Here is a 16862-nt window from a genome sequence, read left to right on the forward strand (position 1 = left end):
CTCGGCTAAACCGCCCGCACCCGAAGGACTTCCTTCTCCCGTGCCCGGGTAGCTCAGGGGTAGAGCAGTGGATTGAAAATCCTCGTGTCGGTGGTTCGATTCCGCCCCCGGGCACCACTTCCTGAGCGCATCATGTGATTTCAACGGGTTGCATGTCGGTTCTGTCCCACCCGTTCGCACCGCCCCCAAAAGTGGGACACTTTCGTTCTAGTTCTGTCCATCTGTAAGCCTCCTGAGAGCGGACTCCGCGCGTGTCTTCTGTCGCGCTGCGCATGTGTAGCGCGTCACTTCTTTCAAGGTCCGGTGCCCGGTGATCGCCATGATCTCGAATTCCGTGCAGCCAAGTTCGGCCAGCCGCGCAGCCGCCGCCTTCCGCAACCCATGCAGGGGGCAATCTTCAAGCCCCGCTTCACGCGCCCACTTTCGGAATCGGTTGCCAAAGCTGCCCGCCGTCCAGGGCGTGCCACGCTCGTTCACAAGATAGGTGAGATCGCCGGTTGGGGTTGCTTCGATGATCCGTTGAAGTTCGGGAATGATCGGAATTTCCATGCGCACAGGATTGCGGTTCCGCCCCTTGTGCTGAATGAAGGTCAGGCCCCGGCTTTCAGCCTCGATCTGGCGTTGCTGTCGGATCAGCTCAGCGAGGACCAATTCATTCGCCCCCGACTTTCCAAGGGCACGCGCCTTCCCAATGGCCTCGCGATATTCCCAAAGAGACACGGGCGGGAATTCCAGGTTGCGATACCGCGCCTCAACGTATCAGCCATCGTCCAGTTCGACCCAGATCACCGAAAGATCGCGAGGGTCATAGCGAACGACCACCTTTCTTTCCCCGCGCCCAACACGGCCTGCAAGGGCATCGGACCAGTGCCGTATCTCGAAGAGATGGATGCCGTCACGCCAGGCCTTGCGCAGTTCGCTGGGCAGGAAGCTCACCTGAAAGGCTTCAATCTCGAAGGGGATGTCGCCCATCATCTCCGATGAGAGCGCCTCCCATTTGGTGACAGGGAAAGTGCGGCACTGCGCCTCTCTTGACGGTTCCGGGCGCGACTTCGACTGTGACCTTGCACAGGAAACGGACCAGAGGCTTCAAAGGGGGCACCATGTCGTATCTCGATGCTCGGATCAAGGAACTGGCAACCGACACCGAACAGCACCTGCTGCGGTCCTCGCAGCCGCATGGGTGGCTCGGGTTGGTGAGGGCCATGCGGGCCGGGCGGCTGGCCTGGATATTCTGGATCAGCTGGGTGGTCCAGTTGGCGCTCTTCGTTCTGGCCGTAATCTGGGGGCTGCGCTTTTTCGCGGCGACCGATGCACTGGCGGCGCTGAAATCCGGCTTGCCCGCGACGACGGCGCTGATCCTGGCGGTGCAGATCAAGACCAGCATGGCGCCGCATCTTCACAGCGAACGCATCCTGCGCGCCCTCAAACGTATCGAGATCCTGGTCCTGGCGCGGCACGAAATCGAAGCGCAGGCCGGGGCCGATCCGTCTGCGGCGATGCAAACCACCGAGGGCGACAGCTGATGCAATTCGCCTCACCGAGGCGGCGCGGTTAGTGCTTCGCAGGCCGCGCGGGGGGTGCCTCGGCCAGCACGGCGCGGAAAAAACCGATCGTTTCCAGCAGCCCGGTTCTCAGATCGGTCACCGGTTGCCAGTCGAGAAGATCCCGGGCCAGCCGCAGGTCGGGTTGCCTGCGGCTCGGGTCGTCGCTCGGCCGGGCGACGAAATCCAGCGGCGCGGTCGAGCCGGTCAGATCGCGGATCAGGACCGCGAGATCCTTGATCGAGGATTCCCGCGCGCTGCCCAGGTTGACCGGCCCGCAGATCCCGTCCGGGGTGTCCATCAGGCGCCGCAACCCGGTGACGAGGTCATCGACATAACAGAAGGTCCGGCTCTGCGCGCCCGTCCCGTGCACCGTGATGCGCGCGCCCGACAGCGCCTGGACGATGAAGTTCGACACGACCCGGCCATCATCGGGGGTCATCCTTGGCCCGTAGGTATTGAAGATCCGCGCGATCTTGATCTTTACCCCGTGCTGCCGGTGGTAGTCGAAGAACAGGGTTTCGGCGCAGCGCTTGCCTTCATCATAGCACGACCGGATGCCGATGGGGTTGACGTTGCCCCAGTAGGTTTCGCGCTGCGGATGCTCCAGCGGATCGCCGTAGACCTCGCTGGTGGAGGCCTGCAGGATCCGGCAGTCGAGGCGCTTGGCCAGGCCCAGCAGGTTGATCGCGCCATGCACCGAGGTCTTGATGGTCTGCACCGGGTCATGCTGGTAATGGATCGGCGAGGCGGGGCAGGCGAGGTTGTAGATCTCGTCCACCTCGAGTTTCAGCGGGCGGGTCACGTCATGGCGCAGGAACTCGAAGCGGCGCCGCCCGAGCAGATGGTCGATATTGCGTTTCGTTCCGGTAAACAGATTGTCCACGCAGATCACCTCGTGGCCCGAACCCAGCAGGCTGTCGCACAGGTGCGAGCCGATGAACCCCGCGCCCCCGGTGACGAGGCTGCGGGTGCGGCGAAACTGTCGCGTCGTCATGCCGCCTGCGATCCCATCATCCGTTTTTCTCTTGTCCTCATGATGTTACCCGCATGGCCCTCGGTATCCCCGGAAACGCCCGAACTGCCGCAGACGCGCGCCCGGCGCCGTCGCGGTCCCGATCCGAGCCCCTGTCGGCGGCACACGCAGGGTGGCGCCCGGCCTGACAACTAAGCCGGTTTTGCAGCCAATTTGAGTTGATCCATGTCAAATCGGGCAGCCCCGCGATCCCGTATCAAGAAGGAGGGTGGGGCAATTCAATTGATCCAGCGGTTGGAGCCGAATTGCATGGAAAAGCCCGAACACATCGCCGAGTTGACCCGCATCGAGTCCGGGCTCAGGAACCCGGCCTTCCCGAAGATCTTTGCCGTCGAGCTCTGCGCCGACTGCGACCTCAACTGCACCATGTGCCACCACGACCGGATGCAGCGCCCGAAGGGCAATCTTCCCATGCAGCTCTGGCAGAAATGTGCGGACGAGATCGCCGAGGTGGCCCCGGCCACCAATGTCTGGTTCTCGTTCTGCGGCGAGCCGCTGCTGATGCCCGACCGGCTGATCGAGATGCTGACCTATGGCGCCGGCGTCGGCCTGCGCTCGCTCAACCTCAATACCAACGGCATGCGGCTGACCAAAGACGTGGCCAGAAGGCTGCTCGATACCAGGCTGTCGACGATCGTCATCGGGATCGACGGGTTCGAGAAGGCTACCTATGAGAAATACCGGTTCCTCGGCAATCGCGACATCGTCTATGCCAATGTCCAGTTCCTGCTGGAAGAGCGCCAGCGCCGCGGCAGCGGCCCCGAGATCATGGTCCAGTTCATCGAGATGGAAGACAATGTCACCGAGTTCGAGGTCTACCGCGATCACTGGCTGGGCCTGGGCGCCACGGTCAAGCTGCGCCGGCAGTTGAGCTGGGGCGGCAAGTTCGAGACCGCGATCGATGTGGCCGACGAAAAGCGCATCGCCTGCCCCTGGGCGATCACCATGATGCACCTGTTCTGGGACGGCCGCGTGCCGCGCTGCCCGGGCGATACCGAGGGCGAGGAAAGCGCCGGCAATGCCTGGGACGACAGCCTGGTCGATCTCTGGGCCAACCTGCGCGGCTATCGCCAGTTGCACCTCGACCACCGGTTCGACGAACTTCCCGCCCGCTGCGACACCTGCACCGACTGGAAGACCGGCGTTTCGGTCAAGCTGCGGCCGGGCCAGAAGGACCATTACGACCGCCGGCGCTCGCCGTCATGACAACGCTCTATCTCTGCGCGGCGGGCAACCCCGAGGCGGTCCGCCTCGCGCTCACGGTCAACGAGGCCAGCCCGCGCTGGGACCGCATCGTGCTGCTGGACGATGATCCTGCGAAACAGGGCGTTGAGATCATGGGGGTGCCGGTCGTCGGCCCCTTCGCGGCGCTGGCCGGGCACCAGCCGGGCGACGAGGCGGTGAACCTGGTGGCGCGCTCGACCAAGGGACGCGACCGCGCCCGGGAAAAGATCGAGGGCTTCGGGATCGCACTTGCCAGCCTTGTCCACCCCGCGGTGGACCTGCGCGGCACCACCCAGGGGCGGGCGGTCACGATCTATGGCGGCAGCGTCGTCTCGGCGCTGTCCACGGTCGGCGATCACGCGGTGATCTTCACGCAGGCGGTGCTCGGACACGGGGCCACGCTGGGCGCCGGCGCCGTGCTCGCCCCCGGGGCGGTGGTCAACGCGCGGGTCCGGGTCGGCGCGCGCGCCTATATCGGCTCCAACGCCTCGGTTCTGCCTGACCTCGAGATCGGAGAGGACGCCACCGTCAGCGCCTGCTCGGCGGCGGTCTTCGACGTCCCGCCCGGCGCCACCGCGCTTGGGGTGCCTGCCGAGAACCTTGGCGGACCGATGTCGGCGGCGTCCGTCCCGCAAGCGCCCCCGCAAGCCCCTGCACCCGTGCCGGAGGCCGACCGATCGGCTCTCCTGGCCGAGGTGCGCGCCATCTATGCGCAGGTCCTGGGCGTGTCCTCGATCGGCAGCGAGGTCAACTTCTTCCACGCCGGAGGCGACTCGCGGCGCGCGCTGGAGTTGCAGCTGATGCTGGGGGAAAGGCTCGGGCGTCCCGTGCGGATCGTCGACATCTTCCAGTTCCCGACCCCGGCCCTGCTGGCGGCCCATGTGCTCGGGGGACAAGGCACCCCCGCCCGCCCCTCCAGGGCAACCCTGCGCCAGCGCCGCCTGCACGCGCGCTCCTGATGCTGTCCCTGTGGGGGCCTCTCGGCCTTCGGGCAGGTTGCCTTGCTGCGACGTCAGGCCGGCGGTGAGGCCGCTTCAGCAGCTACGCAGGTGGCCGGGAATTGCCCCCGAACGGTCCTTGAACGGCGCTCCGGATCATCCGGTCCGGGGGTGAGGCATCATCAGTTGCACCGGTCATCGTGAGCCGCCGCACAGGCGGCACTGCGGGGGCGCCCCGTTCGGGCTGTCCCCGCACTGACCGGGGTTCAGAATCGTTAGGTGACACTTTGTGGTCTGGATCGGAACACAGGTGGTCCTAAATTTTCGACCAGTTTTCCGCCTGGCTAAGCTGTGGCATTGGTTTCATGTCAGGCGGCGGCTTTCAGGGTCTGAGGCGGCGTATCATAGGCCTCGTTTGGCGTCAGCAGCCCATGCGATGAGTGCGGGCGCTTTTCGTTGTAGTAGGTAATCCAGGCGCCGATCCCCTCGCGGGCTCCTGAGCCTGTCTCGAAGGCGTTCAGGTAGCCGCACTCGTATTTCAGGGATCGCCAGAAGCGCTCGATCATCCGGTTGTCGATCCAGCGACCGCGGCCGTCCATCGAGATCTTCACCTTGGCGTCGTGCAGTACTGCAGTGAAGTCGATGCTGGTGAACTGCGAGCCCTGGTCCGAGTTGAATATCTCTGGCGGGCCGTATCTGGCCAGTGCCTCTTTCAGCGCCTCGACGCAGAACCCGGCGTCCATGGAATTCGACAGCCGCCAGCTCAGCACCTTCCGGCTGTGCCAGTCCATGATCGCCACGAGATACAGGAAGCCCCGGCGCATGGGGATGTAGGTGATGTCGGTACACCAGACCTGATTGGGCCGGGTGATGGGTAAGTCTCTGAGCAAGTACGGGTAAATCTTGTGTTCCGGGTGCTTCTGGCTGGTCTTGGGCTCCTGATAGATCGGCACCAGTCGCATCAGACGCATCAGCCTGCGCACGCGATGACGACCGCATTTATGCCCCTCTCGCTGCATGTGACGGGCCATTTGCCGCGAGCCGTACCAAGGCGTTTCGAGGAACTGGCGATCGATGATTTCCATGAATGCCAGGTTTTCAATGCTTTCGCCGCGCGGGTGGTAATAAAGACCGGAGCGCACCAGTGACAGCAGACTGCACTGCCGCCGGACACTGAGATCGGGATAATTTTGCGTCACCGCTTTCTGCCTCCAGTCCCGAGGATAAGGCTGGAGGCTTCGGACAAAAAATCGCATTCCACTACCAACTGGCCGATCTTGGCATGCAGCTTTTCCACGTCCTTCTGCGAAATCGGCGGCTCTTCTTCGGCCTTCCCGCCGAACGCGGATGCCATGTTCTTGATCGCCGTTTTTTTCCACCCGCTGATCATCGTCGGGTGGATGCCGTATTTCTTGGCCAGTTCGGCCGTCGTCAGCTCTTCGCGGATGGCTTCAAGCGCAACCTTGGCCTTGAACTCTGCCGAATAGCGTTTCCGCTTCGTCATCTGGGTCGTTCCTTCGTCAGTCGCTACAGCTTAGCAACTGGTCCGAAATCCTGCGACCACCTCTCACCACAGACTTGCCGGCCTCGTCCATGTCACATGGCTGGAGCAGAGGTTGGCAACAGCATCGCACGCAACCGCGCTACCGCATCAACACCAAGCGCCACGTCGAAGGTCATGGTCTGAAGCCGTGCTTCGCCCTGTCCTACCTTGTGACGCGCATGGCCGCCTTCTGCGAGCGGCAACCCGTCGTGGTGCGGAAACAGCAGCGTCAGGAGCGGCGCGTCGTAGACCTGCGCATAGGCCATCATCTGGTAGACGTCGGCCTGCGATACCCCGCGTTTCGGGTCGTCCACCTGCGCGGCGATACGCTTCCACTTTGTATCGACCACGTGCACCACCGCCCCACCCTGGCGGATCAGGATATCGGGCCGGGTCTGAAAGACCGCGCGACCGGTCTCTTCCTCGGTCAAGCAGAACAGGCGCCCGCCTTGCAGGCTGACCTGAAAACCGCTGCCCGCCAGCGCCCGGCGGACCAGCTGGCCCACGTAACTCTCGAACAGAACGTTCATGTCGAAGAGCAGCGCGAAACCACGGCTGTCGCCGCTCGTCGTGGTCTGGAAGCGGTCCGACAACAACAGGCGGGCCAGCGCCAGCAATTCGCTCCAGCGCCGGTTCGTCCTGTCGATTCGCACCGCATCCCAGTCGAGCCGCGGCACCGGGATATCCGCGATATCGGCATAGGCAAGGGACAGCTCCTGCAGGCGGCGTTGGTTCCGCAGGCTGCGGGTCGCGCGCAAGAGGCGCTGCACCGCCGCCTTCATGATCCGGTTCAGAGCGATGTCGGGCGAAAGCTCGTCGAACCGGCAGGCAAGCCGCGACGGGTTCACGGCATGCCGGGTGAACTGCTGCACCACGTCGAGTGAACCGCGCAGGGCCCGCAGATCGTCCTCCTCGCCGAGGTAGGCGCGCGGCATTCCCTGGCGCAGCGCATCGGCCAGCTTGTCGGCGAAGAGGCGGATCAGGATCTCCAGGATGGTTTCGTCCTGCCAGTCGAGCGTGCTCAGCGCACCGGCTTCGATCGTCAGGTCCAGCGCCACGGCGAGCATATGGATCAGCCGCCGTCGGATCGCGGGCGTCCGGCCCTCGGGCGGGCAGGCCATATCGATCTTGGGCAGGATCTCAAGCGCGCAGCCCTCGGCCGCGATCACGCCCACGACACCCCTCGCCCGCAGCGCCTTGCGCCCGTGTTCCAGAACACCGGTGCCGCCGCCCGAAAGCGCCGAAGCAGCGGCGACCGCCGCGATCCGGTCGGCGGCCCAGTCCGGGATCGTCTCCGGGCTGGCCGGATCCGGGCCGTAGGGCAGCGATCGCCACTCCAGGATCGTGCGCTGGATCATCCCGCGGCGTAGGCCGTGAAGTCGAAGCTCGCGTTGACGCTCCAGCGCATCCGGGCGCGGCCTTCCTCGGCCAAGTCGAAGCCGTTCGGAGTGAACCGGCGACCTGTCAGGAATTGCCCTTGGAAATCGGCGTCCTCTGGGATCGGCCTGCCCTCGAGGACCATCGCGACCTTCGACCAGTCCTCGTAGAAATACTCGGCCAGCAGCGGAATCACGGCGTCGCGCAGCATCGCCTCCACATCGGCCTTCGTCTTGCAGTCGATGAAATAGGCATGGCCGATCTGGTGCTCGCGGTCGAAGAGATATTCGATCCGCTCGTTCAGCCGGGTCAGCAGACTGCGCAGGTCAATTCCGTCGACGTCTTCGCCCAGCAGGTCCGGACGAGGCATCAGTTCGCGGAACCGGAACCGCCGCCGCAGCGCCGTGTCGAGCAACGCGATGGAGCGGTCGGCCGTGTTCATCGTGCCGATCACGTGCAGGTTTGCCGGAACGCCGAAGGCGCGTTTCGAATAGGGTAGCGTGAGGCGGATTTCATTGTGCATCCCCAGCCGCTTGTCGGGTTCGAGCAGGGTGATGAGCTCTCCGAAGACCTTGGAGATGTTGGCGCGGTTGATCTCGTCGATGATCAGGACATGCGCCGGGCCTGGGCCGGAGGGCGTTGCCACCTGCCCGAAGATGGCGCGCTCAAGCATGACCCGATCAAGTTTTTCCTCGAAAAGAGGGTAGAAGGGATGCCCCCCTGTGAATGCGGACTCATAAAGACCCGCCCGGTCTATTCCGTCGGCATCATGCCACAGCCACTCCACGGGACGCTCATGCCGCGCCGGCTCTGAGCCTTTCGAAGGCTGGAAGCGGTAGTTGCCTGCGATCCGTCCCAAGGCATGGATGCTGTTTCGTCCATTGGTCAGAAGAACGTAGGACCCGTTTTCAGCTGTGCCGCGGAACAACCACGTGCCGTAGACGGACGCGTGGTGCCCGCGCACCGCCGGATCGTCCAGCTTCCTGCGCGCCTTGATTTCCTCCCAGTTTTCGTACTCCGGTGCTGACCAATCGATGTCCCCGCCAAAAGGCCAGTCGAGCAGACCGGTCGTCAGGATCCGCGAAAACCTGTCGCGCCAGTCGTTGCCCGAGAGCGCAAATCGGTAGATGCGCTGCCGGGGATCAAGTCGGGATGCATCCTCCGCGCGCCACGCAGTTTCGGCCCTTTCGGCAACTTCCCGGAATATCCCCCGCGTCGGTTCCAGACGAAAGCCAACCGACGCGCCCTCTTCATCCGGAGCGGTGTCTTCCGTCGCGCCCGTCCGGGGCCGCAGCCCTTCGACGAATTCCTCGTACGACATGGATTGGTGAAACGTGACGAAGGCGATCCGCCCCTCCGCCACCAACCTGCGGTATTCGCTCATCAGCGCCGCTCGGTCTGCCTTCAGGGGCGTGGCCGCAGCATCGCCGAGACAGAGGCGTACCGCCTCCCAGGCGGTCTCGTGGGTCTTGCCGGTGCCGGGCGGGCCGTAGAGGATAAGGTTGGTCGGGGACTGGCTCATGCTCTTTGCGGTCTCTGGGGTACTGGTTGTGTGTTCAGGATCGGCGCTCAGCGCCTCCTCATCCTCGTAGTTGTGAACGACCCACAGCGCGCTCTGCACGTCGAGCATGTCCCTTGGAGCAAGCCCACGTACCTCGAAGGCGCGTTTCACCGCCTGCATGAAGCGCAGTTCGTCGCGATAGACATCCGCCATCGAGGCGTGTCTGGGGAATGCCAAGCCCACCGCCTCGCGCCAGAATGCCTCGCGCACCGTGTGCCGGATGTAGATGCCCGCCTCAGGACTCAGATGCAGAAACAAGAACTCGGCGATCTGTCGGGCCGCGTCCTTCGACGCCTTGGGAACGGCCTGCATCCAGACCGAGACAAATGTCTCGAGCGCGTCGGGATGGCCTGCAGCATCACCTTGTGCCGCTCTGACCAGAGCTGCCAAAGCAGGTTTGATCAGTTCAAGATTACCCGTTCCCTTGGGCGAAATAGGCCAATAGGCCCGCCATTGGAGCATGTTGCTTTCGGCGAGAGCGAGATGAACCGCATCAAGGATATCCTTGTCGGATCCCGACCGGTCGAGCATTCCCTTCAGCTTTTCCGCCGTTGCGATCTTGTAGTCCCGTTCCCCCGCCTCGAAGTCCGGGTCCGGACGGTCGAACCGGTCGAGATCGGGAAAGTGGTGGCGCAGACGGGTGATCCACCGGTCGACGGCCTCGGGATTCAGGACAAGCGTCGACGCTTCATTCTTCTGGAAATCCCCGTTCTGCACCAAGTGACACACTCCATACTCACGCCATCCAGACAGTCAGGCTGTCGGCGACCTGCAAAACCGCAATCGCGCCTTTGCGACGGTGGCGCGATTGCCGGGTGAAGGAAAGCCCGTTCGGGCCGAAAATTAGGTGCAGCCTACCGAACACAAGGAACTCGTCATGAAATCACATGCGATGGGACACACTCCGGCAGGACGCCCGACAACGTTATCGCCCCTGTTCCAACCCGTCACAACGCGGACGGTAGACCACAGCTACACCGAGGCAGAAGCCAAGTTCTACAACGTGATGAGCGAGTTCATCCTCGACGAGTGCGCTTAGGGCCGGGCGTGCAGCCTGCGGGAATAGCCGAGCGTGGCAACGAAGAAGAACACCTTCTCCATCCGGTCCCCGATCGCGACGCGCCGCTCTCCGAAGTCGATCTGCAACTCCTGACCCGGCCGCATCTCGAAGCGCACCGTCGCGCGGGCCTCGGCACGCAGCTCCTGGCGCAGGTGGGCGACTTCGCGCTCGACCGTGCGCAGGCTCACCGCGATCCCGAGTTCCGCCGCGAAGTCCTGCCGGACCACGTCGGCATTGCCGGCATGGCGTCAATGCCGCTTGCCCAGCCATGCCTCAAGACCGTCGAGCGCCCGGGGTCGCCGCTGGGCCTTCGCGGCGCACCAGCCGCCCTCCGCCAGCCAGCGCTTCACCGTGTTCCGGGAGCACCCCAGCTCGGCCGCGATCCGCTTGCTCCCCCAACCGCAGGCCTGCAACGCAAGCATGGCCGACACTTCGTCCGGCGTCCGCATCTCGATCCTCCCCGACACCACCATCGGTGAAAGACCTTTCCTCAACTCGGTCATCTAGGAACCTCCTCTCCACAGGTGGGGGCAGTTCCTCATGTCGACAGGGGGTCAGTTTGCCGTGTCGCCTGACACGCGGCTCCGGCGCTTCTTCTCCCGCCCGGAATCGGTGACGATTCACCCTCGATCCGCAAGCATACCTCGCCGACCACCTTGTCCGCATCCACGATCACAAGGCCAACCGGCTGGCCGAGTTGTTGCCTGGGAACTGGAAACGCGCAGGTTACCCAAACCGCGAGGCGGCCTGATGCCCACAACGACCTGTGCCTGCTCCATCGTCCATGTCGCCAACCCGTTGGCCAAAGACCCCGCCCTGACCGAGGCCTTCGTCGGCAACGATGACACCCTCACCTATTCCCTGTCGGTCAGGATGGCGCTGTTCCGGTCGGCCATCTGCGCGAGCTTGATCTGCATCAGCAGCGACATTTCGTCGATGCAGGTCCACTCGTCCACGACCTTGCCGTCCCGGATATGGAAATGGCTCATGCCCATGACCTGAAGCCTTTTTCCCGTGGGCGCGCCCAGTTCCTCGAAGACGCCCCACCCCAGGTGATGGCCCTCGACGATCCAGCGCACGGCAATCTTGGTGCCGCCCTCGTCGCAGGGGCAGGAACAGATGTGCTGCGGCATATAGAAACCGTCGGGGATGGTCGCGTAGAGGCCGATGATCTGGTGCGTGACGGCGCCGTGGCCGTATAGCTCCTTCATGAGCGGGCCATGGTACTGCACCGTCGGCGCGTAGACATCGCGGATCTTGCCGAACATCCGACGGTTGTGAATCTCGTGCAGCCAGCGCAGCACCTCGGTCTCGAGATCGCTGTTGGCGATCGAGGTGTCGCACTCGGCCTCGGGCGGATACTGGCCGATCATGCGGCGGTTTTCACCCATGTCGACCGCCAGCAGGCCCTTCTCGAAATAGGGCCTTGCCAGGGTCTCGGCATAGGCCTGCGGGTCGAGCCCGATCTGCTTGACCTGCGCCATGCTGTCGACGACCAGCCATTCGCGGTAGATCTTGTTCTCGTAGATCATGCAGTCGGCGATGGTGCGCGCCACGAAGGTGCGGCCCGTTGGCGGGCCATAGATGCCGGGCTGGGTGTGGCGCCCTGCCCCGGTGACAAGGTGCGAGGTGTAGAACCCGTCGTCCTCGTTGCCGTTCCAGATCACATGGGTCGCCATGCCGCGCCGCTCGGGCAGCATGAACAGGCGCCGGATCGTGTCGTGCACCACGTCCTCGCGGTTGTAAATCGTTCCCGTCGCGCCGTAGACCACGCAGTTGTGGGTGTAGTGGGTGTAGATCAGCCCGACATCGCGCTCGTCCCAGATACGGTGCGTGCAGCGGATGATGTAGTCCACGATGTCCGTGTAGATCGGATCGAAGCCGCGCATCGGCTGGGCACGCTCGCGGTCCGTCGGCACGAGGTCGGTGAAATCGCGGCGCTCCGACTGAAGGACCCTGGGCGTGGCCGCGGTGTCCTTGCCGTTTCCGTTCGTCGTCTCGCGCGCCATGTCAGCCTCCGGTCAGCGGTGAGTGTCAGAAGCTGAGAATGCAGATCGTGCATTCGATTGCAAGAGAATTAGAGGGACCGCCGGGAAAGCCGTTGTATCCGCGCCGGAACATCGACGCCCGCCTGGCGGCGGACGTTGGGCATTTCGATCTGTCGCCAGTTCTCGCGGCTCCTTTTCTCGTGGCGCATGACCTCAAGGTTCGGCGCCCCGAGACCCAGAAAGCCGCCGTTTCGGCGCAGGAGGTCGGACATCGGCGCCCGGAACCAGTCCGCCATCGCGTCCACGTCCAGCGATTCGGTGGCAGTATGCGCTGCTCGCAGTTGCACTTCGGCGTCGACCAGCGCGGGCAAAGGGGCGCGAAAGCCGGTCGGTGCCGTGCCCCAAGGTTCCGCCAGACCTGCGAAAATCTGCGCTTGTCATTCTCGCTGGCCGCCGTGTCCAGGCGCCCGATGCCCGGGCATTTCCGCTTGGGAAGAAAATTATTGCAAGCGAATTCAAAAATCAGTACCAAAGGACTCGGACCCGGAGTTCCGGGTTTCGGACAAAAACAACTGGACGCCGCCCGCGCGGCGCGACCAAGTCCTGCCAACGGGGAGCTTCCAATACATGACATTCCATCTGAAATCGGCCGTCGCGGCCTCGGCGCTGATCGTCGCCGGGAGCGTGGCCTGGGCAGACTGCGGCATCGAAAGCGGCTCGGTTCGTATCCTGTCCAATGACTTTGCGGCGCTTCACGCTGTCGCGGAGTGGGCAGAGAAGTGCGCCTCTTCGGTCGTCGAGGTGACGAAGAACCAGACAGAAGAGCACAAGAACATCCAGGTGCCGGCGTTGTCGATCAACCCGGCGACCTACACCGTCGCCGTCGTCGCGACGAACTCGATCGTTCCGCTTCTGAACGACGACCTGATCCGCCCGCTGGATGATCTTGTGGCCAAGCACGGCCAACAGCTTCTGGACAGCCAGAAAATCGTCGTGAACGGCAAGATCATGGCCATCGCCTTCATGGCGAACTCGCAGCACCTGTACTACCGCGAGGACGTTCTGGCCGAGAATGGCATCGAGGTCCCGCAGACCTATGACGAGCTGTTCGCCGCCGCCGAAAAGCTCAAGGCCACCGGGTACGAAACGCCGATTTCGTCGAACTTCATGCCGGGCTGGAACCTGGCCGCCGAATTCGTCAACACCTACCTCGGCACCGGCAACGACTTCTTCGAGCCGGGCACAGCCAAGCTCGCGATCAACAACGAAGACGGTCTCGCGGTGCTCGACAACATGAAGAAGATGGTCGGCTACATGAGCACCGACTGGGCGACCTTCGATTCGAACGCGCAGAAACCCGTCTGGGAGGCCGACGAGGCCGTGCTGTCGATCTCGTGGGGCTCGCGCGCCGGCGCCTATATCGCCGACGACAGCCCGGCTCCGGAAATCGCCGCCAACACGTCCTTTGCCGCCGCGCCGGCGATCGGCGACGACACGATCCCGACCGCCGCGCTCTGGTGGGATGGCTTCACGATCGCCAAGAACATCTCGGACGAGGACGCCGAAGCCTCCTTCATCGCGATGATGAAAGGCATTTCGCCCGACATGATGGCCGAGAACCTGGACAAGGCCGTGTGGCTGATCGACGGCTACGAACCGACCAAGGCGGCCTCCGGCGTGATCGACGGCCTGAACAAGGGCGCGCGTCCCTATCCGATGCTGCCATACATGGGTCTTCTGCACACCGCACTGGGCGACAACTTGGCCGAGTACCTGCAGGGTCAGGAAAGCGCGGAACAGGCGCTGAAAGACATCGAAGCCGCCTATACCACCGCGGCCAAGGAAGCGGGCTTTCTGAACTGAGCCCACTCTTGCTGGACGGGCCACGGGCTGGCCCGTCCACACAACCACCTGAATTCGGTAAATAAAAGGCGGACGATCCCGCGCCCCATCGTCGGGCGCGCCGGGAAGGGTTTGCCTGAAGGCACAGGGCAAAGGGAGGAGACGAGATGGACCGCGAGACGCTTCTTGCCACTCTTGCCGCCCGTGGCATCCGGCCGACAAAGGACGCCGACATCGTCGCAATCGAGGTGACCGCCCGGACGCTCCGGCAATTCTCCGATCGCGTGGCGCAGTATCTCGAAACCGCCGCCGAGGCAAAGACATGACGCCCCTGCCCGACCTGGGCATCCAGCAGGCGGGCCGCCTGCTGCGTGACGGCCGCCTGACATCGGTCGCGCTGACCCAGGCGCATCTCGCCCGGATTGATGACCGCAACGCGGATATCGGGGCCTTCGTTCACATCGACCGCGACGGTGCGCTGCGCGCCGCCGAGGCGGCGGACGCCGCGCTGGCGGCGGGCCGCGACCTCGGACCGCTCCACGGCATCCCCGTCGCCATCAAGGACATATTCGACGTCGCGGGCTGGCCGGTCCGCTACGGAACACAGCTGTTCGCGGGCCGGGTGGCGGAGAGCGACGCGGCCTGCGTCTCGCGGCTGCGGGCCGGCGGCGCCGTGCCCATCGGCCTGGTGGCGACCTATGAGCTTGCCATCGTCGGGCCCGGCGAGGACGGGCTTTACGACCAGCCGCGCAACCCCTGGGACAGAAATCGGATAACCGGCGGGTCGTCCTCGGGCGCCGCCGCCGCCATCGCCGCCGGGATGATCCGCATTGCGCTCGGTTCCGACACCGGCGGGTCCGTGCGCAGCCCGTCGGCCTATTGCGGGACGGTGGGGCTGAAGCCGACGCGGGGCCTCCTGCCGCGCGAAGGATCGCTGCCGCTCGCGCCGTCTTTCGACACACCCGGCGCGATGGCGCGCACCGCGGCCGAGGCCGCCGTGCTGCACGGCGTCCTTGCTGCCGAGCCCTGCGCGCTTGGCGATACGCGCCGTCTTGACGGGCTGCGGATCGGCTGCGCGCGCGGCTGGGCCGGGGGGGCGGTCGATCCCGCCGTGATCCGGAACCTCGACGCCGCCGCGTCGACCCTCAGCCTCGCCGGAGCCGAGGTCACGCCCGTCGATCTGCCCGACCTCGACCTGATGATTGCCGCCGCTGCCGTTCTGATCCACGCGGAAGGTCTGGCCACGCATGCCGCCCACCTGAAGGGCGACGGCGGCGTCATGGGCAGGATGGCCTATCAATCCATGGCCGCCGGCGCGGTGCTGGACGACCGCGACGTGGACAATGCACGCCAGGCCGCGTCCCTTCTGTCCGCCGAACTCGACGCGGTCCTGACCCGGTTCGACGCCATCCTGACCCCGACCGCGCTCACCGTCGCGCCGCCGTTCTCGGATTTCGCGGGCGGTGCGGCGCGCTGGACCCCGATGTGTACCCTGCCCTTCAACATGACCGGCCACCCGGCGCTTTCGGTGCCGATGGGCTTTGCCGGGGGTATGCCGCTTGGCTTGCAGATCGTCGGGCGGCGCGGCGCAGAACGCACGATCCTCGGGATCGGCGATGCCTTCGAGCAACGCACCGACCATGGCGCGTTCGACGCCGCCACGCTGCCGCCTGCCCCGACTTCGCACCTGATCGAGGAGATGACATAGGCCATGCCACACAAGACATTCCTTGCCTTCATCTGGCCGTCGCTGTTTGCGATGATCCTTTTCATCGCCTTGCCGATCGTCTCTGTCGCCTACCAGTCGCTGTTTGTCGAACACGAACAGATCCTGATCGAGAGTGAGACTCGTGGGCCATTCGGCACGACGACCGAAGTGGTGGTCGATGCCCAGGCGATGTCGGCTCTGCGCGCCGAACAGCCCGCCGGGCGGTTCAACGGGCTCGGCACCTACACCAACGCCAGCCACCTCGCGACCAACGAGATCGGCGAGATCTTTGCCACCTCGGAGAACTGGAACGAGATCCGCAACAGGATCATGAACCTGCCGCTCTACAAGGCGCTGGCCTTCACGCTTGCCTATACCTTTATCGTGACGCCGCTGGTGATCATCCTCGGCTTCATCATCGCCATCGTGGTCAACGCGGTGCCGAAAATGCTGAAGGGACCGGTGATCTTCTTTTCCCTGATCCCGATGCTGGTCACGCCGCTTGTCGGGTCGCTGGTGCTGTTCTGGATGATCGACAGCCGGGGGGTCATCGGGGCCGCGCTTCAGGCGATATTCGACGACCCCACGCTGTCGCTCAAGGCCTCGCCGACGCTGACCTGGATCACGCTTTTCGTCTACGGGGTCTGGCATTCCGCACCCTTTGCCTTTGTCGTCTTCTACGCCGGGTTGCAAACCGTGCCACAGGACACGATGGAAAGCGCCATGGTCGACGGCGCGAGCCGGTGGGAGCGGATCCGCTTTGTCACCATCCCCTACCTGATGCCGCTGGCGACCTTCATCGCGCTGATGCAGCTGATGGACAACTTCCGCGTCTTCGAGCCGATCATCGGTTTCTCGGCAGCGGCAAGCGCCACGTCGCTCAGCTACCTGATCTACAACGACCTGCGCGCCGCGGAATCGCCGCTCTTCGGATCGGCCGCGGCGACCTCGATGCTGACCATCATCGGCGTCGTCATCCTGCTGCTTCCGGTGCTGCGCCGGAACTGGCGCGAATTCAACCGCAAGACCTGAGGAGCGCGA

General features: G+C 64.4%; 17 protein-coding genes, 1 tRNA gene and 1 pseudogene. 9 read left to right on the plus strand and 10 right to left on the minus strand.

Annotated elements, in window-relative coordinates; all coding sequences use genetic code 11:
• The first annotated feature begins 42 nt into the window (after positions 1–42).
• Positions 43–117: transfer RNA gene (locus MAA8898_RS16640), tRNA-Phe, on the plus strand.
• Between the two features lie 90 nt (positions 118–207).
• Here MAA8898_RS16640 and MAA8898_RS26320 read toward each other — a convergent pair.
• Together MAA8898_RS26320 and MAA8898_RS26325 are read right to left on the minus strand one after the other, a co-directional pair.
• Positions 208–720 carry a tyrosine-type recombinase/integrase gene (locus tag MAA8898_RS26320; protein ID WP_245853440.1) on the minus strand — a complete coding sequence of 171 codons (513 nt, stop codon included), beginning with the start codon at positions 718–720 and terminating at the stop codon, positions 208–210.
• Between the two features lie 39 nt (positions 721–759).
• Positions 760–975, minus strand: coding sequence for a Mu transposase C-terminal domain-containing protein (locus MAA8898_RS26325; protein WP_176445191.1), 216 nt, complete (start codon positions 973–975; stop codon positions 760–762).
• Between the two features lie 128 nt (positions 976–1103).
• Here MAA8898_RS26325 and MAA8898_RS16650 point away from each other — a divergent pair, with 128 nt between their 5' ends.
• Positions 1104–1526 (plus strand): DUF6768 family protein, encoded by a 423-nt coding sequence (locus tag MAA8898_RS16650; RefSeq protein WP_094022152.1) that lies wholly within the window; start codon positions 1104–1106, stop codon positions 1524–1526.
• A 28-nt stretch (positions 1527–1554) separates the two neighbouring features.
• Here the strand turns inward: MAA8898_RS16650 and MAA8898_RS16655 are convergent, their stop codons facing one another.
• Positions 1555–2541: a UDP-glucuronic acid decarboxylase family protein gene (locus MAA8898_RS16655; protein WP_094022153.1), complete on the minus strand. Its 987-nt coding sequence runs from the start codon at positions 2539–2541 to the stop codon at positions 1555–1557.
• A gap of 288 nt (positions 2542–2829) precedes the next feature.
• Between MAA8898_RS16655 and MAA8898_RS16660 the strand changes: the two genes are divergently transcribed.
• Complete coding sequence (locus MAA8898_RS16660; protein WP_176445199.1) at positions 2830–3786, plus strand: radical SAM/SPASM domain-containing protein; 957 nt, start codon at positions 2830–2832, stop codon at positions 3784–3786.
• Positions 3783–4763, plus strand: coding sequence for a phosphopantetheine-binding protein (locus tag MAA8898_RS16665; protein WP_094022155.1), 981 nt, complete (start codon positions 3783–3785; stop codon positions 4761–4763). Before MAA8898_RS16660 ends, MAA8898_RS16665 begins: the two co-directional genes overlap by 4 nt.
• Before the next feature lie 347 nt (positions 4764–5110).
• Here MAA8898_RS16665 and MAA8898_RS16670 read toward each other — a convergent pair.
• From MAA8898_RS16670 to MAA8898_RS26580, 5 genes are all read right to left on the minus strand, one after another.
• Positions 5111–6246, minus strand: a protein-coding gene (locus tag MAA8898_RS16670; protein ID WP_094022156.1) for an IS3 family transposase whose coding sequence is annotated in 2 segments (ribosomal slippage) — positions 5111–5953 and positions 5956–6246 — 1134 coding nt in all. Because the reading frame shifts where the segments join, the coding sequence is not laid out codon by codon here.
• 92 nt (positions 6247–6338) lie between these two features.
• Positions 6339–7643: an McrC family protein gene (locus tag MAA8898_RS16675; protein ID WP_094022157.1), complete on the minus strand. Its 1305-nt coding sequence runs from the start codon at positions 7641–7643 to the stop codon at positions 6339–6341.
• Positions 7640–9940, minus strand: a complete 2301-nt coding sequence (locus tag MAA8898_RS16680; protein ID WP_245853441.1) for an AAA family ATPase — start codon at positions 9938–9940, stop codon at positions 7640–7642. The genes MAA8898_RS16675 and MAA8898_RS16680 overlap by 4 nt, the downstream gene beginning before the upstream one ends.
• Positions 9941–10258: 318 nt before the next feature.
• Positions 10259–10510 (minus strand): hypothetical protein, encoded by a 252-nt coding sequence (locus MAA8898_RS26575; RefSeq protein WP_217900504.1) that lies wholly within the window; start codon positions 10508–10510, stop codon positions 10259–10261.
• 21 nt (positions 10511–10531) lie between these two features.
• On the minus strand, positions 10532–10786 hold the full coding sequence (locus MAA8898_RS26580; protein WP_217900505.1) for a helix-turn-helix domain-containing protein: 255 nt from the start codon (positions 10784–10786) through the stop codon (positions 10532–10534).
• Between the two features lie 122 nt (positions 10787–10908).
• On the opposite strand from MAA8898_RS26580, the pseudogene MAA8898_RS25870 reads away from it, so the two are divergent.
• Positions 10909–11034, plus strand: a pseudogene (locus MAA8898_RS25870) (transposase domain-containing protein); the annotation flags it as partial.
• Positions 11035–11137: 103 nt separating this feature from the next.
• Here the strand turns inward: MAA8898_RS25870 and MAA8898_RS16690 are convergent.
• Together MAA8898_RS16690 and MAA8898_RS16695 are read right to left on the minus strand one after the other, a co-directional pair.
• Complete coding sequence (locus tag MAA8898_RS16690) at positions 11138–12292, minus strand: nuclear transport factor 2 family protein (RefSeq protein ID WP_094022158.1); 1155 nt, start codon at positions 12290–12292, stop codon at positions 11138–11140.
• A gap of 68 nt (positions 12293–12360) precedes the next feature.
• Positions 12361–12642, minus strand: coding sequence for a hypothetical protein (locus MAA8898_RS16695; RefSeq protein WP_094022159.1), 282 nt, complete (start codon positions 12640–12642; stop codon positions 12361–12363).
• 256 nt (positions 12643–12898) lie between these two features.
• Between MAA8898_RS16695 and MAA8898_RS16700 the strand changes: the two genes are divergently transcribed.
• The 4 genes from MAA8898_RS16700 to MAA8898_RS16710 all read left to right on the plus strand — a co-directional run bounded on the left by MAA8898_RS16700 (position 12899) and on the right by MAA8898_RS16710 (position 16853).
• Complete coding sequence (locus MAA8898_RS16700; protein WP_094022160.1) at positions 12899–14134, plus strand: ABC transporter substrate-binding protein; 1236 nt, start codon at positions 12899–12901, stop codon at positions 14132–14134.
• Positions 14135–14280: 146 nt separating this feature from the next.
• On the plus strand, positions 14281–14439 hold the full coding sequence (locus tag MAA8898_RS26330) for a hypothetical protein (RefSeq protein ID WP_176445200.1): 159 nt from the start codon (positions 14281–14283) through the stop codon (positions 14437–14439).
• Positions 14436–15821, plus strand: coding sequence for an amidase (locus MAA8898_RS16705; RefSeq protein ID WP_094022161.1), 1386 nt, complete (start codon positions 14436–14438; stop codon positions 15819–15821). The genes MAA8898_RS26330 and MAA8898_RS16705 overlap by 4 nt, the downstream gene beginning before the upstream one ends.
• A 3-nt stretch (positions 15822–15824) precedes the next feature.
• A complete protein-coding gene (locus MAA8898_RS16710) occupies positions 15825–16853 on the plus strand; it encodes a carbohydrate ABC transporter permease (protein ID WP_094022162.1) in 1029 nt (342 codons plus the stop codon).
• The last annotated feature ends 9 nt before the right edge of the window (positions 16854–16862 follow it).

Origin of the sequence: Antarctobacter aquimaris (assembly GCF_900184945.1) — a bacterium.
Taxonomy (GTDB): Bacteria; Pseudomonadota; Alphaproteobacteria; order Rhodobacterales; family Rhodobacteraceae; genus Maliponia; species Maliponia aquimaris.

Bases quoted from the DNA above. Each gene is read 5' to 3' on its own strand.
- MAA8898_RS26325 (WP_176445191.1), bottom strand. From the start codon at position 975: ATGATGGGCGACATCCCCTTCGAGATTGAAGCCTTTCAGGTGAGCTTC.
- MAA8898_RS16650 (WP_094022152.1), top strand. From the start codon at position 1,104: ATGTCGTATCTCGATGCTCGGATCAAGGAACTGGCAACCGACACCGAA.
- MAA8898_RS16655 (WP_094022153.1), bottom strand. From the start codon at position 2,541: ATGACGACGCGACAGTTTCGCCGCACCCGCAGCCTCGTCACCGGGGGC.
- MAA8898_RS16660 (WP_176445199.1), top strand. From the start codon at position 2,830: ATGGAAAAGCCCGAACACATCGCCGAGTTGACCCGCATCGAGTCCGGG.
- MAA8898_RS16665 (WP_094022155.1), top strand. From the start codon at position 3,783: ATGACAACGCTCTATCTCTGCGCGGCGGGCAACCCCGAGGCGGTCCGC.
- MAA8898_RS16675 (WP_094022157.1), bottom strand. From the start codon at position 7,643: ATGATCCAGCGCACGATCCTGGAGTGGCGATCGCTGCCCTACGGCCCG.
- MAA8898_RS26580 (WP_217900505.1), bottom strand. From the start codon at position 10,786: ATGACCGAGTTGAGGAAAGGTCTTTCACCGATGGTGGTGTCGGGGAGG.
- MAA8898_RS16690 (WP_094022158.1), bottom strand. From the start codon at position 12,292: ATGGCGCGCGAGACGACGAACGGAAACGGCAAGGACACCGCGGCCACG.
- MAA8898_RS16700 (WP_094022160.1), top strand. From the start codon at position 12,899: ATGACATTCCATCTGAAATCGGCCGTCGCGGCCTCGGCGCTGATCGTC.
- MAA8898_RS26330 (WP_176445200.1), top strand. From the start codon at position 14,281: ATGGACCGCGAGACGCTTCTTGCCACTCTTGCCGCCCGTGGCATCCGG.
- MAA8898_RS16705 (WP_094022161.1), top strand. From the start codon at position 14,436: ATGACGCCCCTGCCCGACCTGGGCATCCAGCAGGCGGGCCGCCTGCTG.
- MAA8898_RS16710 (WP_094022162.1), top strand. From the start codon at position 15,825: ATGCCACACAAGACATTCCTTGCCTTCATCTGGCCGTCGCTGTTTGCG.